Below are 13,850 nucleotides of genomic sequence, written 5' to 3' on the forward strand. Positions count from 1 at the left end.
AGAGAGGACGGCAACCATGCACGTAGTCATACTCGCCGGAGGCAAGGGCGTCCGGCTGCGCCCGTACACCACGGCGCTCCCCAAGCCCCTCGTGCCCATCGGCGAGGAGCACGCGATCCTGGAGATCGTGATGCGCCAGCTCGCCGGCGCGGGCTTCACCAGCTGCACCCTCGCGATCGGCCACCTCGGCCACATCATCCGCGCCTACGTCGGCGACGGCTCCCAATGGGGCATGAGAGTCGACTACACCACCGAGGAGAGCCCCCTCGGCACCATGGGCCCCCTCCTCACCATGACCGACCGGCTGCCCGAGCACTTCCTCGCCATGAACGGCGACATCCTCACCGACCTCGACTTCGGTGACGTCTACCGCACCCATGTCACGTCCGGCGCACCGCTGACCATCGCCACCTACGCCCGCCAGGTGAACATCGACTTCGGGGTGCTCACCACCGACGCCGGGCGCGTCGTCGGCTTCGCCGAGAAGCCGAGCATGGACTACCGCGTGTCCATGGGCGTCTATGGCGTCTCCCGCGCCGCCCTCGCCCGCTACACCCCCGGACTGCCGCTCGGATTCGACGAGTTGGTGCTCGACATGCTGAGCGAGGGGACCCCGCCGCACGCCTACGACTTCGACGGCTACTGGCTCGACATCGGGCGCCCCGACGACTACGACCGGGCCAACCGCGAGTTCTCCGGACACCGCGACCTGCTGATCAAGGGAGCGTGAACGGCCCGCATGCGCATTCTCGTCCTGGGCGCCACCGGCTTCCTGGGCCGGCACGCCGCGCTGAGCCTGCGCGCCCTCCCGGGCGCGCAGGTCCTCGACGCCGGCCGCGGGCCGGGTGCCGCGCTGTCCTTCGACCTGGCCACCGCGGACCCGGACCGGCTCGCCCCCGCCCTGCGGGCCGCCGCCCCCGACGCCGTCGTCAACTGCGCGGGCGCGGTCGGCGGCAGCCCCGTGACCCTCACCGCGACCAACGCCCTCGGCCCCGCCGCCCTCTGCGAGGCACTGCGCGAGGCCGCACCCCGGGCGCGCCTGGTCCACCTCGGCTCCGCCGCCGAGTACGGCGCCACCGACGGCCGTACGCCGCTGGCCGAGTCCGGCACCACCCGCCCGGCCGGGCTCTACGGCGCCACCAAGCTGGCGGGCACCCTCGCGGTCACCGGATCCGGCCTCGACGCCGTCGTCCTGCGGGTGTTCAACCCCGTCGGCCCGGGCGCGCCGGCCGCCTCGCTGCCCGGCCGGCTCGCCGCCGAGCTGCGCCGGGCCGGGCCCGACGGCCGGGTCCGGGTCGGCGACCTCTCCACCCACCGCGACTTCGTCGACGCCCGCGACGTGGCCGAGGCCGTCGTCCGCGCCGTCACCGCCCCCGGGCCGCTGCCGCCCGTCGTCAACATCGGCAGCGGGACCGCCCGTTCCGCCCGGGAGCTCGCCGAGGAACTGATCCGTGCCGCGGGCTTCCGCGGCCGGCTGGACGAGGACGGCGACGGATCGCACCGCTCCGCCGCCGTACCCTGGCAGCAGGCGGACATCACGCTCGCCGCGCGCGCGTTGCACTGGCTGCCGCGCCGCCCCCTGGCCGAGTCCCTCACCGACCTCTGGGACGGGACGGCCCGACCGCCGGAGTCCGCCCCATGAACCGTACGGCCACGGCACGACTGCTCGTTCCGCTGTACGTCCACCCCGCCGCCGACCCCGGCGCGTGGGCCGCGCTGGAGGCGGCCGCGCCCGCGCTGCGCGGAGTGGTGCTCAACGTCGCCGACGGGCCGGGGCACCGCCCCGACCCCGCCTTCGCGGCGGTGGCCGCGCGCCTGCGCGCCGCGGGCGTCCCGCTGTTCGGCTACGCCGACACCGGCTACGGCCACCGCCCGGCCCGTGAGGTCGTCGCCGACATCCGCCGGCACCGCAGGTGGTACGAGGTCGACGGGGTCTTCCTCGACCAGGCCGCGGCCCACCCGGCGCTGCTGCCCCGTTACCGCAGGCTGGTGCTGCTCGCCAGGGCGCTGGGCGCGCGCACGGCCGTGCTCAACCCCGGCGTCCACCCCGATCCCGGCTACGCCCATCTCGCCGACCTGCTCGTCACCTTCGAGGGCGACTGGGAGGCGTACCGGCGGGCGGAGGTCCCGGTCTGGACCGCCGACCACCCGCCGGAGCGCTTCTGCCACCTCGTCCACGGAGTGCCTCCCGAGCACGCCGATCAGGTGGCGCGCACCGCCGAGCGCCGGGGAGCGGCGGTGCACTGCGCGGTGCCGGGCGAGGGGCCCAACCCCTGGCAGGCCGTGCCCCGGACGGCCGAGACCGCGGGGGAAGGGCGATGAGACGCACCTGGTGGGCAGCGCTGTCGGCGGTGCTGCTGCTCGTACTCGCGGGCTGCTCGGCCGACGGCTCCCCGCAGGCGGAGCCGGACGACGACGCGGGCCCGACCGGCCGCACCACGAGCCCGCCGTCCGGCCGCTGGCAGCCCCGCCCCGGCACCCGCTGGCAGTGGCAGCTCGACGGGAAGGTCGACACGGGCGTGGACGTCCCCGTCTACGACATCGACGGGTTCGAGAACTCCGCGAAGGTCGTGGCGGAGCTCCACGCGCGCGGCCGGAAGGTGATCTGCTACGTCAACGCCGGTGCGTGGGAGGACTTCCGGCCCGACCGGAGCGCCTTCCCGAAGTCGCTGCTCGGCGACCAGAACAAGGGCTGGAAGGGCGAGAAGTGGCTGGACATCCGCCGCCTCGACACCCTCCGCCCGCTCATGGCCGCACGCTTCGACATGTGCCGGAAGAAGGGCTTCGACGCGGTCGAACCGGATCTGACGGAGGGCTTCCGTAACCACACCGGCTTCCCCCTGACGGCCGCCGACCAGCTCGCCTTCAACCGCATGCTCGCGCGGCTGGCCCACGACCGCGGCCTGGCCGTCGGGCTCAAGAACGACCTCGAACAGATCCCGGCGCTGGTCTCCGACTTCGACTTCGCCGTGAACGAGCAGTGCGCGCAGTACGAGGAGTGCGACGCGCTGACGCCGTTCGTCAAGAGGGGGAAGGCGGTGTTCCACGTGGAGTACGAGCTGGACCCGGGCGACTTCTGCCACGAGGCGAAGAGCCTCGGACTGAGCTCGATGCGCAAACGGCTGGCGCTGGACGCGTGGCGCCAGCCGTGCTGATGCGCTGCGCTGCCAGGGCCTGTCCGACGGATCTCGTGGTCGGTTCTGCGGATGGTCGTCGTCCGCACCACCGCTGCGCGGCGGTGTCCTCAAGCGCCGGACGGGCTTGAGTTGGCTGATGTGGGTGCGCAATCGAGCCCGTGCCCGACGACCGACCGGCCTGTCCGGCGATCGAGGACGCCGCCACGCGACAGTGGTGCGGGCGACGCGCCCCGCCCCGCCGTCAGTCGATCGCGTCCACGTAGACCCACTCGCCGTCGACGCGGGCGAAGCTGCTGTTCTCGTGCTGGTCGCCCGCGCGGCCCCGAGCGGTGAAGTGGGCGCGGAACTCCACGGTGCCCTCGTTGTGGAACGCCGTGCCGCCCGTCGTGCCGAGGATCTCCAGGCGGGTCCACCGCTGCTCCGGGTCGAAGTCGATGCTCTCCGGGCGCGTGCCCGGGTGCCAGGACCGCAGCAGGTAGGGGGCGTCGTGCACGGCGAACGCGCTGTAACGGGACCTCATGAGTGCCTCGGCGGTGGCCGCGGTCCTGGCGCCCCGGTGGAGGGCGCCGCAGCATTCGCCGTAGGGCTTGCCGAGACCGCAGGGGCAGTCGCCGGTGAGGTCGGTGGTGCGTGTGTTGGACATCCCCCGATTGTCCACGCCGGCGGGGGCCCCGCGCCGCGCGGGCCGACACGCGTCCTCGCTGCTGGCGGCGCGGCCCGGCCACCGGGATGATCGGACCCTCACGGCGGCCTGCAGAGGAGCCCTCCGGATGTCCTGTCATCGCACGAGCAAGCGCGTCGCGCTGGTCGCGGCCCTGGCCGCCCTGGCGCTGGCCCTCACCCCGGCCACCGGCACCGCCGGTCCGCACCGGGCCGCTCCGTACGACCAGCAGCGCTGCGGCAACACCTCCGGAAGAGTGCTGCTGTCCTTCGACGACTGGGCCTACGACGACCCCGACCTCGCCGTGGAGGTGGGGGACTATCTGGCGAGCCGGGGCATCCGGGCCGCGTTCTTCCTCATCAACGAATTCGCCTCCCGGAACCCGCACGTCGTCGACACTCTGCGCGAGCAGGGCCACTGGGTCGGCAACCACACCTACTCCCACCGGAACCTGCCCGACCTCTCCGAGGCGGACGCCCGCGCCGAGATCCGCGACGGCCTGGACAGCACACTGTTCCGGCCCCCTTATGGCAACTACGGGGCCCGGGAGACCCGCATCGCCTCCGAACTCGGCTACCGCGTCTGCACCTGGACCGTGGACACGCTCGACTGGGACGACAGCGCGGGGAGCTTCCCCGGCACGGACACCCTGCGGGCGCGCGTCCGCCAGGCACCCGCGGCGGACAAGCGGGGCGGAGTGATCCTCGGGCACCTCTTCACGCGCTTCCCCGACGCCGTGCCGGGGATCATCGACGACCTCCGCGACGAGGGCTACCGGCTGTGCCGCGACACGGGACCGACCTCGCGGAACATCCCCGTACCACTGAACTGCTGAACGCACCTGCGGCCGACCGCCGTTCGGGCCCACCGGAGACCGAGGACGAAGCGCGATGACCACCCGCTGGCGCGAGGCGCAGACCGGCGAGATGATCGCCCAGTCCTCCCGCTACGTCGCCTGGATCCGGGTCCCCTTCTTCATCCCGCTCTTCCTGGCGGGGCAGCACGCGAACGCGGACTTCTTCTACCGCTCCTGGTTCGACGGGCTGCTCGTCGCGTACGTCGCCTGGTCGTTCCTCCGCCTGGCGGGCGCCCACCGCCGCCCGGTCACCCGCGTGCGCGGCGCCGTGCTCGTCCTGGCCGTCGACCTGGTGCTGATCACCGCCCTGGCCGCGCTCTCCGGCGGAGCCGACTCACCGGTCCGCTACGCCTTCTTCATCTGGCCCCTGGCCACCGTCCTGTGGCAGATGCCGAGGGTGACCGCCGCACTCTGCCTCGCCGGCATGACGGCCTACGCCCTGATGTCCCTGCGGCAGTTGCTCTCGCCGCGCTCCGCGGGCGCGTGGGCGGTCGTCGTGGACGAGACGTACGTCCTGTGGATCACGGGCGTGTGCACGCTCATCACGGTGCTGCTCCAGCGGCGCACCCAGCGGGTCTCCGAACTGCTGGACACCCGTGAGCTGCTGCTCGACGACGCGCTCGCCGCCGAGACCCGCGAGCGCTCTGACCTCGCCGACGCGCTGCACGACGGCGCCGTGCAGACGCTGCTCGCCGCCCTCCACGACCTGGAGGAGGTGGAGGGCGCGCACGCGGAGCCCGGGGCGGAGGCCCTGGCCCGCGCCCAGGCGGGCGTGCGCGGGACCGTCAAGGAGATGCGCGAGATCATCTTCGATCTGCACCCGCAGATCCTCGCCACCGCGGGCCTGCCCGCCGCCCGGCTCGGCGGCGCGCCGGGCCCGCCCGACCCGCTGCTGCCCGTGCGCCACGCGATGTACTTCGCGGAGGCGTCCTCGGCCCAGTACCACCTGGAGTGCGGGGTCCGGCGTCCTCCGGACCGGTCCTGGGAGGCGGTGCTGACCGTCGGCTACGACATGGTGCACGGCGCGGACCAGATGCTGACGAGTCGTCAGGAAGGGCCGCTGCCACCGGAAGCCGCCGCCGAACTGGACGGCCTGGCCGAGCGGGTGGCGGCGGAGGTCCTCCGGGCGGCGGAGGCGCTGCGGGCCGGTGACGGTGCCGACGGGCCGGGCCTCGCACAGATGCCCCCGGCCGTCTGCCCGCCGGACGCCTCCGCCCCGCTGCGCCACGTCGAGAACCGGCCGCCCGGCACCCCCGACACCCAGGTCCTGCTGATCGTCGACGCCGAGGCGTGGCTCACCGGGGTGGCCCGCGCCGCGGCCCGGATCCGCGGGGCCCCGGGCTGAGGGAGCCGCACCCCGCCGTACCAGTCGAAACCGTCCTATGGTGGAGCGAGGGGGATCGAGCCGCCGTGCGGGGCGGCACGCGTGCGGGAGGACGGTCGTATGGAGTCCGATGCCGGTGCGCCGGTGACCGTCGTCGTTGCCGACGACCACCCCGTCTACCGCGAGGGCATCGCCCGCGGGCTGCGGCTGAGCGGCCGGATCGAGGTGGTGGCCGAGACCGGGGACGGCGCGGAGGCGCTCCGGGTGATCCGGGAACTGGAGCCGCAGGTCGCCCTGATCGACTACCGCATCCCCACCCTGGACGGCATCGACGTCGTGCGCGCCCTCGTCCGCGACCGGGTGCCGACCCGCGCCATCCTGCTCTCCGCCACGACGGAGGCCGCCGTGGTCTACCGGGCCGTGGAGGAGGGAGCCGCGGGCTATCTCGCCAAGGACGCCAAGCGGGCCGAGATCGTCGACGCCGTCCTGAAGGTCGCGAGCGGCAAGCAGGTGGTCTCGGAGGATCTCGCCGGAGGGCTCGTCGACGAGATCCGGCTGCGCGCGGACCGGGACACCACGGTCCTCTCCGAGCGCGAACGGCAGGTGCTGCACGGCTTCGCCGACGGCAAGAGCATCCCCCAGGTGGCCGCGGAGCTCTATCTGGGCGCGAGCACCGTCAAGACCCACACCCAGCGGCTCTACGAGAAGCTCGGGGTGTCCGACCGGGCGGCCGCCGTCGCCGAGGCGATGCGGCGCGGCCTGCTGGAATAGCGCGCCCCCGGGACCCGGCGACCCCGCGCCCGCCCCCGCGCCCGCCCCTTCAGATGGCCACCTCCGCGCCCGCCAGCTCCCGCGCGACCTGCCGCGCCTGCCGCACCACATTGCGCAGGTGGTTCGCGAACGGGATACGGACATGCGTCCCCACCCCCACCACCCAGACCCGCTCCGGCGCCGCCCCGGCCGCCCGGCGGACCCGCAGGTCGCCCTCCAGACGATCGACGGCCGTGGCGTGCGCGGGCGGATCGCCCAGGTGCAGCGCGGAGCCCGCGCGGTCCCAGTGGAGCACCGGCGGGTGATAGCCGGTGGCGTTGACGATGTAGTCGAAGGAGTCGAACCGCTCCACCCGCCCGTCCGGCGCCGCCACCCGCCAGGCACCTTCGGCGAAGGTCACGGCGGACGGATAGGACGCTGCCATCCGCAGCGCGCCCGAGTCGAAACAGGCCAGCAGACGGCGGGCGTTGACCGCGGTCACAGCGGTGGCGTAGCGCCCGGTGAACCAGCCGAAGCGCGCCGCCAGTTCCCCGCGGCGGGCCGGCGGCAGCGCGGGCGCGAGGGCGATCACGGCCTCGATCAGGGGCACCATCACCCCGGCCCACCGGCAGGCCCCCTCCTCCATCAGCGCCGTCTCCTCCCGCAGCCGCCGCACGGGGTCGGCCGCCCGCGAGGTCTGCCGTCGCAGCGGCAGCGGACCGAGCAGCCGGACGGCCTCCACCACGCAGCGGACCAGCCGCTCCTCCAGCAGGGGGTCGGCGGGGTCGAGCCGGGCGATCCGGGCCAGCGGCGGGAAGTCCCGTACGGGCGCGGCCAGCGACACCCGCACGGCGGGCAGCAGACCCGACGGCGAGGTCACCGTCGTGCGGTGCCCGTCCCGGCACAGCAGCAACGAGGCGTCGACCGCCGACTGGTGACTGCCGACCACCAGCACCCGCGAGTCCGGGCGCAGCGCGCGGATCCGGGCGGCCGGGTAGGGGCTGTCCAGATAGCGGGGGTGAGCGGCGAAGGCGGCGAAGCCGTCAGGGGTGCGGGGGCGGTGCACGCCGGTGCAGACGACGACGCCGTCGGCCCGTACCACCCGCCCGTCGTCCAGCCGGATCCGCAGCCCTTCCGCGCCCCGCGCCTCGATCGAGGCGGCCGTGCCGCGCACCTGCCGTACGTCGATGCCGTGGGCCGCCGCCCGCTCCCGGGCCCAGGTGTAGCGGTCGTGGCAGTACTCGGCCATCCGGGCGCGGGGCACGCAGTCCTTCTCGCCACCGGTCCAGCCGTGCTGCCGGAGGTAGGTGACGAAGTCGAAGGGCCGGTCCGCGAGCAGGGAGTTGATGTCGACGGCCGTGTTGCACAACAGCAGCGGGTCGGTGTCCCCGAAGGCGAGCCCCCACCCGGCGGGCTGGGGGTCGATGAGGAGAACGGAGCCGACGGGGCCGCGCCCGGCCCCACCGGAGGGTTCGAGGAGCGTACGCACCAGGTGGAGGATGACGCTGGTCCCGGCGACCCCGCCGCCGACGACCGCCACGGTGCGCCCCGGACGCCCGCCGCCGGGCCCCCGCTCCTGCTCGCCGTCGGGCCCGGCGTCCCGCCCGGAGGCGGACTCGGCGATGCGTCCCACGGACACCTCCCTTTCCGTAGAGCACCCTGCCCAGCCCGCCGTCCGGCGGAACCCACCGCCGTCGACAGCGGCGGAAAAGTCCCGGGATGCGGCCCGTGGGCCGAGGGGTTAGGTTCCGTTGCGGGGCGGCGCACACCACACACCCGCCGCCCCGTCGACGTCACCGGTGGGGCACGTGATCCCCGGAAGGGACGGGACACCGCGTGGACCACGGCCCTGGCACCGCCCCCGGCCCGGAGGCGGCCGACCCCGCCCGCTGGGCGATGCTCGCGGTCCTGTGCGCCAGCCTCCTGCTGGTGGCCATGGACGCCACCATCCTCAACGTGGCCCTGCCGTCCCTCATCAAGGACATGCGGCCGGACGCCCTGCAACAGCTCTGGATCATCGACATCTACGGCCTGGTGCTGGGCGGGCTGCTCGTCACCGCGGGCGCCGTGGGCGACCGGGTGGGCCGGAAGCTGCTGTTCGTCGCGGGGTTCTCCGTCTTCGGGGCGGCCTCGGTGCTCGCCGCCACCGCCGGGATCACCGAGAGCGTCCTCCAGCTGATCGCCGGCCGGGTGCTGCTCGCCATCGGCGGAGCCATGGTGATGCCGTCCACCCTCTCCCTGATCCGCACCATCTTCACCGACGCCCACGAGCGCACCCAGGCGATCGGGATCTGGGCCGCCGTCGCGGGCGCGGGCGCCGCGATCGGCCCCCTGGTCGGCGGTGCGCTGGTGAACGCCTTCTCCTGGTCGGCGGCGTTCTGGGTGAACGTGCCCGTCGTCGTGATCACCGTCGTCGCGGCCGTGCTGCTGCTCCCCGAATACCGCAGCCCCTCGCACCACGCCCTCGACCTGTGGTCCGCCGTGCTGTCCGTCGCCGGAGTCATCGCCACCGCCTGGGGCATCAAGCACCTGGCGGGCGGCTTCCGGCCCGCCGACCTGGCCGCGCTGCTGGTCGGCCTGGCGGCGCTCACCTGGTTCGTACGCCGCCAACTGGTCGCCGCGGACCCGCTGCTGGACGTCAGGCTCTTCGCTAGCCGCCCCTTCCTGGCCGCCGCGCTCGCCACACTGACGGCCATGATGGCGATCGGCGCCGCCCTCTTCCTGATCTCCCTCTGGCTCCAGTACGTCCGCGGCTACGACGCCCTGGCGGCCGGGCTGCGGACACTGCCCGTCGCCCTCGCCCTGCTCGCCTCGTCCCTGGCGACGCCCTGGCTGCTGCGCCGGATCGGGGTGCGGACCGTGCTGACGGCCGGTCTGGCCGCGCTGCTGTGCGGCTTCGCCGTGCTGGCCGCGGCTCCGCAGCCCCTGGCCTACGGCGTGGTGGCGGTCGCCCTGGTCACCTTCGGCATCGGCGACGGCATGGCCATCACCGCCTCCGCGGCGGTGATGGTCTCCGCCGTGCGCCCCGAGCGCGCGGGCCAGGCGGGCGCGGTCTCCGAGAGCGCCTACGAACTGGGCATCGGCTTCGGCGTGGCCCTGCTCGGCAGCATCCACACCACGCTGTTCCGCTCCCGGATGACCGGTCTGCCCGCCGAGGTGCGGGGCGCGGACCTGGCGACCGCGCGGCAGTCGGTGGGCGGCGCCGACGAGGTGGCCCGCTCCTTCGGCACCGGCAGCGCGGTGGGCCGGGCCCTGCGGGCGGCGGCGCGCTCGGCGTTCAACGACGCGCTGACCACCACCGCGATGGTGTGCGTGGGCATCGTCGCGGTGGCGGTGGTCCTGGCGGCGGTGCTGGTCCCGAAGCACTTCCGCGCGGACTCGGCACACTGACCCGCCGCCGGGCGGGCCCGCCCGGCGGCGGGGACCGGACGGTTCCTCACGCGCGCCAAGTGCCGCGGCACGCGGCCGCCAGGAAGCCCGGCCCGAAGGACAGCAGCAACCCCCGCTCGCCGTCGCACGGCGGGTCCTCGTGCGTGCGGGCGAGGACGTCGAGGACGGCGACGCCGCCCAGGTTCCCGTTCTCCGCCAAGCTGTTCCACGAGTGCCGCAGCATCTTCGCGTCGACGCCGAGGCCCCGCGCGGTGTCGTCGAGGACGCGCGGCCCGCCGGGATGGACGACCGCCCACTGCGGTTCGGCGGGCGGTGCCTGCACGGTCTCCAGCCAGGCGCCCAGGGCGGGCATCACGTCGCCGGTGGCCTCGGCGGCCTCACGGGTGGAGTCGAAGTGCAGACCGGCGTCGTCGAGCCGCCCCCGGTAGCGGCTGCCGCTGTCGGGCAGCAGGTACTCCCACGTGTCCTCGACGCACAGGCCGGGCCCGAGCGGGGCGTCGGTGACGACACAGGCACCGGCGCCGTCGCCGAACAGCGCCTTGTAGATCATCGATTCGAAGGCGGTGTTGCGGTGGTTGTAGATCGTGCTGATGGTCTCCGCGACGACCACCAGGACCCGGCTCCCCGGGTGCGCCCGCACGTGGTCGGTGGCGCGGACCAGGGCCTGGGCCCCGCCCACGCAGCCGAGGGACGTCATGGGGACCCGGCGCACGTCGGCGCGCAGCCCGAGCGCGCCGATGAGGTGGATGTCCAGGCCCGGCACGGCCCACGAGGTGGAGTGGCTCGTGACGACGCAGTCGATGTCCGACGGTTCGAGCCCGGTGTCCGCGAGCGCGGTCCGCGCGGCCCGCGCGGCCAGTTCGGCGGAGTCGGCGAACGCCACCCGGTTGCGCTCCTCCACCGACGCGGTGCCGGAGACCGTGGGCGAGTCCAGGGGCTGCGTGAACCGCCGGGTACGGACACCGGTGGCGTGGACGACGCGCAGCACGGAGTCCAGCCGCGGATGGTCCGCGTGGTGCTCACGGATGTCGGCACAGATGTCCTCGGTGGTCACACGGTGACGGGGGAGGGCTATGGCGGGGGGCGAGACGTGCGATGTCACGGGACCTCCACGGGTCGGGGCGGCGTCCGGCCTGGGTCGGGGGCGGTGCCCGGCGCGGGCCGCCCCGCGGTCATCCTGCGTGCAGCATGGGCCGGCGGGTCGGTCCGCTCCGTTCACCGGGACGGAAGACCAGCACCATAAGCCGGGCACGCGGTGACGCGAGCGGCTCCGCGCTGCACAGCGACACCCAGCCGGGGCCCTGCACCGGGTGCAGCAGCGGCCGTTCGTCGCCGTCAGGGTGGACGTACGCCCGGCCGCCCGCCTCGTAGAGCGGCCCCACCACCGGGTCGGCGAGGATGTCCGCCTCCAGCTCGGCGAGCGTCTCGTCGTGGGGCAGCGCCGCCACGGCCGCGCGCATCTGCGGCAGGATCATCGGCACCCAGTGCTCCTGCCAGCCGGTCAGGACCGTGCGGGCCTCCGGGTGGAGCGTCATCCACCGCATTGTGTTCTCCGGCACCTCGCGGCGTGGGAACATCTCCGCGAACGCCTGGTTGTGCGCGAGCACCCGCCAGGACTGGTCGTTGATGTAGGCCATGTGGGACTGGCCCTCGACGACGTCCTGCCAGGCCCGGGGCACCTCCGTGCCCGAGCGCTGGTGCAGCGGGTAGGGCGGGTGGCGGTGCACGGCGTAGAGCCACAGCGACGTCCACTCGTGCTCGGTGAACGCGAGCAGCCGCGCGACGTCGCGCAGCAGGTCCTCCGGCGGGTTGGGGTACGCGCCCGTCTCCAGCCGGTTGAACGTGCCGTGGGTACGGTGCAGCAGCTGGTCGATCTGGCTCTGGGTCAGCCCCGGTGCGCGCCTGCCCTGGCGGGACGGACGGACGAGTCCGTGGTCCTCCGGAGCGATCCGGCCCCGGCGTTCGCGGAGCAATGCCTGTAGGGCTTCCTTGTCCAACGGAACTCTCCCCAATATCACGAACGGCGCCGCAAGGGGAAGCCGATTTGATGGGTCACTTTTTCCTGCAAAAAGTTCTCCGCAGAAATGATCGCATCCCTGCTGCATGATCGACCCACGGGTCAGCAGCCACGGGGGTGCCGCTGACCTGGCCGACTTCACCACAACAGGTGGTCGTGAGGGAGCTGGAGGGAGGGGGACACCATGCGTGCGCTGACCGACCGACAGGGACAGCAGTGGGCGGGGAACATCCGCCCGCAACTTCCGCGAGCGGCGTTATAGGAACGGCGGGGCCGTGCCCCGTCCCGCGCCTCCCTTTGAGTGCCACCTCTGAGTGTCTTTCCGAGTGCCGCCTCTTCGTACGACCCGCTGCCCGTCTGCTCCGAACGGGCGTCGCCCGGCCCCGCGCCGGGCTGTCCGCGCCGCACCACCGGTGCCTGCTGATAGATCGGCGGTACAGGCGCGACGCGAAGGAGCCCGCCATGCGCGAGACCCGGGGGATTCCCTCCGCCGCGGCGAGTGCCGCCCGGATCGGTGTCACCTGCGCGGGCGCGGTCCCCGCGGCCGTGCTGCGCCTGAGCGGCACGGAGCTCGCGCCCGGCTGGGCCGTGGCCGTCTTCGGCCTGGGTGTGCTGTGTTCGGCGCTGCTGCTGATGTGGGCGGCCGAGACCGCCCGCGCCGACATGGCCGGCGCGCTCGCCCTTGCCCTGCTGGCCTTCATCGCGGTGCTGCCCGAATACGCCGTCGACCTCTACTTCGCCTACGCGGCCGGCTCCGACCCCTCGTACGCCGCCTACGCCGCGGCCAACATGACCGGCGCCAACAGGCTGCTCGTGGGCGTCGGCTGGCCGCTGGTCGCGCTCGCCTCGACGCTCGCGCTGCGCCGCCGGTCCCTGCCGGACACCGGGATCGTGCTGGAGCCGCACCGGCGCATCGACGTCGCGTTCCTCGCGGTGGCCGCCGTGTTCGCCTTCGTGATGCCGCTGACCCGGGAGATCGGCTGGTACGTCCCGGTGGTGCTGGTCCCCTGGTACGGCTACTACCTCTACCGGATCGGCAAGTGCGGCTCGGGGGAGATGGAGGAGCTCGTCGGGGTCCCCGCGCGGCTCGCCACGCTGCCCCGGACCGTACGCCGCGTCACCACCGCGGCGCTGTTCGCCGCCGCCGCGGCCGTGGTCTTCGCCTGCGCGGAGCCCTTCGCCAACGGCCTGGTGGAGGCGGGGGCCTCGCTCGGCATCGACCGTTTCGTCCTGGTCCAGTGGCTCGCCCCGCTGGCCTCCGAGGCCCCGGAGCTCATCGTCGCCGTGGTCTTCGCATGGCGGCTGCGGGCGAGCGACGGACTCGGCGCGCTGCTGTCCAGCAAGGTCAACCAGTGGACGCTGCTGGTCGGTTGTCTGCCGCTGGCCCACGCGCTGGGCGGCGGGGGAGCGGCCCTGCCGCTGGTGACCCGCCAGGTCGACGAGGTCGCCCTGACCGCCGCCCAGACCGTCCTCGCCGTGGTGGTCCTGCTCGGCCTGCGGTTCGTCCGCCTCCAGGCCGCCGGCCTCTTCGTCCTCTTCGCGGTGCAGTTCGCCCTGCCGGGCGAGTCCGCCCGGCTCCTCATGACCTACGTGTATCTGGGCCTCGCCGTCCTGCTCCTGGCCACCCGCGTCCGCCACCTGCCGGCCACGGCCCGTGCCCTGGGCGGGCGGATCGAGGGCGACCCGCACTACTGACCCGGCGGCGCACGGCTCGT

General features: G+C 74.1%; 13 protein-coding genes. 9 read left to right on the forward strand and 4 right to left on the reverse strand.

Annotated features, from left to right (window positions below; translation table 11 throughout):
* Positions 1 to 16 precede the first annotated feature (16 nt).
* The 4 genes from AB0435_RS06350 to AB0435_RS06365 are packed head-to-tail and all read left to right on the forward strand — an operon-like array spanning position 17 to position 3,155.
* Positions 17 to 730 (forward strand): sugar phosphate nucleotidyltransferase, encoded by a 714-nt coding sequence (locus AB0435_RS06350; RefSeq protein WP_366008169.1) that lies wholly within the window; start codon positions 17 to 19, stop codon positions 728 to 730.
* Positions 731 to 739: 9 nt separating this feature from the next.
* Complete coding sequence (locus tag AB0435_RS06355) at positions 740 to 1,642, forward strand: NAD(P)-dependent oxidoreductase (RefSeq protein ID WP_366426339.1); 903 nt, start codon at positions 740 to 742, stop codon at positions 1,640 to 1,642.
* Complete coding sequence (locus tag AB0435_RS06360) at positions 1,639 to 2,322, forward strand: spherulation-specific family 4 protein (protein WP_366426340.1); 684 nt, start codon at positions 1,639 to 1,641, stop codon at positions 2,320 to 2,322. Before AB0435_RS06355 ends, AB0435_RS06360 begins: the two co-directional genes overlap by 4 nt.
* Positions 2,319 to 3,155, forward strand: coding sequence for an endo alpha-1,4 polygalactosaminidase (locus AB0435_RS06365; RefSeq protein WP_366426341.1), 837 nt, complete (start codon positions 2,319 to 2,321; stop codon positions 3,153 to 3,155). The genes AB0435_RS06360 and AB0435_RS06365 overlap by 4 nt, the downstream gene beginning before the upstream one ends.
* Before the next feature lie 223 nt (positions 3,156 to 3,378).
* On the opposite strand, the gene AB0435_RS06370 is transcribed toward AB0435_RS06365, so the two are convergent.
* A complete protein-coding gene (locus tag AB0435_RS06370) occupies positions 3,379 to 3,780 on the reverse strand; it encodes a YchJ family metal-binding protein (RefSeq protein ID WP_366005782.1) in 402 nt (133 codons plus the stop codon).
* A gap of 127 nt (positions 3,781 to 3,907) precedes the next feature.
* On the opposite strand from AB0435_RS06370, the gene AB0435_RS06375 reads away from it, so the two are divergent.
* The 3 genes from AB0435_RS06375 to AB0435_RS06385 all read left to right on the forward strand — a co-directional run bounded on the left by AB0435_RS06375 (position 3,908) and on the right by AB0435_RS06385 (position 6,749).
* On the forward strand, positions 3,908 to 4,633 hold the full coding sequence (locus AB0435_RS06375) for a polysaccharide deacetylase family protein (RefSeq protein WP_366426342.1): 726 nt from the start codon (positions 3,908 to 3,910) through the stop codon (positions 4,631 to 4,633).
* 55 nt (positions 4,634 to 4,688) lie between these two features.
* Positions 4,689 to 5,999, forward strand: coding sequence for a histidine kinase (locus AB0435_RS06380; RefSeq protein WP_366426343.1), 1,311 nt, complete (start codon positions 4,689 to 4,691; stop codon positions 5,997 to 5,999).
* A 99-nt stretch (positions 6,000 to 6,098) separates the two neighbouring features.
* On the forward strand, positions 6,099 to 6,749 hold the full coding sequence (locus AB0435_RS06385) for a response regulator transcription factor (RefSeq protein WP_366005778.1): 651 nt from the start codon (positions 6,099 to 6,101) through the stop codon (positions 6,747 to 6,749).
* 49 nt (positions 6,750 to 6,798) lie between these two features.
* On the opposite strand, the gene AB0435_RS06390 is transcribed toward AB0435_RS06385, so the two are convergent.
* Complete coding sequence (locus AB0435_RS06390) at positions 6,799 to 8,361, reverse strand: FAD/NAD(P)-binding protein (protein ID WP_366005777.1); 1,563 nt, start codon at positions 8,359 to 8,361, stop codon at positions 6,799 to 6,801.
* A gap of 203 nt (positions 8,362 to 8,564) precedes the next feature.
* Between AB0435_RS06390 and AB0435_RS06395 the strand changes: the two genes are divergently transcribed.
* Positions 8,565 to 10,118, forward strand: a complete 1,554-nt coding sequence (locus AB0435_RS06395) for an MFS transporter (protein ID WP_366005776.1) — start codon at positions 8,565 to 8,567, stop codon at positions 10,116 to 10,118.
* A 46-nt stretch (positions 10,119 to 10,164) separates the two neighbouring features.
* On the opposite strand, the gene AB0435_RS06400 is transcribed toward AB0435_RS06395, so the two are convergent.
* Entirely contained in the window at positions 10,165 to 11,172 is a 1,008-nt protein-coding gene (locus AB0435_RS06400) for a PhlD (RefSeq protein ID WP_366005775.1), read from the reverse strand.
* A gap of 118 nt (positions 11,173 to 11,290) precedes the next feature.
* Positions 11,291 to 12,115 carry a helix-turn-helix domain-containing protein gene (locus tag AB0435_RS06405; protein WP_366005774.1) on the reverse strand — a complete coding sequence of 275 codons (825 nt, stop codon included), beginning with the start codon at positions 12,113 to 12,115 and terminating at the stop codon, positions 11,291 to 11,293.
* A gap of 482 nt (positions 12,116 to 12,597) precedes the next feature.
* Between AB0435_RS06405 and AB0435_RS06410 the strand changes: the two genes are divergently transcribed.
* The gene (locus tag AB0435_RS06410; protein ID WP_366005773.1) at positions 12,598 to 13,830 is read left to right on the forward strand and encodes a hypothetical protein; all 1,233 of its coding nucleotides are present in this window, start codon (positions 12,598 to 12,600) and stop codon (positions 13,828 to 13,830) included.
* The last annotated feature ends 20 nt before the right edge of the window (positions 13,831 to 13,850 follow it).

The organism is Streptomyces sp. NPDC051173 (genome assembly GCF_040689515.1).
Lineage (GTDB): Bacteria > Actinomycetota > Actinomycetes > Streptomycetales > Streptomycetaceae > Streptomyces.

Coding starts and splice junctions, on each gene's coding strand:
- AB0435_RS06360 (WP_366426340.1), top strand. CDS start 1,639: ATGAACCGTACGGCCACGGCACGACTGCTCGTTCCGCTGTACGTCCAC.
- AB0435_RS06370 (WP_366005782.1), bottom strand. CDS start 3,780: ATGTCCAACACACGCACCACCGACCTCACCGGCGACTGCCCCTGCGGT.
- AB0435_RS06380 (WP_366426343.1), top strand. CDS start 4,689: ATGACCACCCGCTGGCGCGAGGCGCAGACCGGCGAGATGATCGCCCAG.
- AB0435_RS06355 (WP_366426339.1), top strand. CDS start 740: ATGCGCATTCTCGTCCTGGGCGCCACCGGCTTCCTGGGCCGGCACGCC.
- AB0435_RS06410 (WP_366005773.1), top strand. CDS start 12,598: ATGCGCGAGACCCGGGGGATTCCCTCCGCCGCGGCGAGTGCCGCCCGG.
- AB0435_RS06350 (WP_366008169.1), top strand. CDS start 17: ATGCACGTAGTCATACTCGCCGGAGGCAAGGGCGTCCGGCTGCGCCCG.
- AB0435_RS06385 (WP_366005778.1), top strand. CDS start 6,099: ATGGAGTCCGATGCCGGTGCGCCGGTGACCGTCGTCGTTGCCGACGAC.
- AB0435_RS06375 (WP_366426342.1), top strand. CDS start 3,908: ATGTCCTGTCATCGCACGAGCAAGCGCGTCGCGCTGGTCGCGGCCCTG.
- AB0435_RS06365 (WP_366426341.1), top strand. CDS start 2,319: ATGAGACGCACCTGGTGGGCAGCGCTGTCGGCGGTGCTGCTGCTCGTA.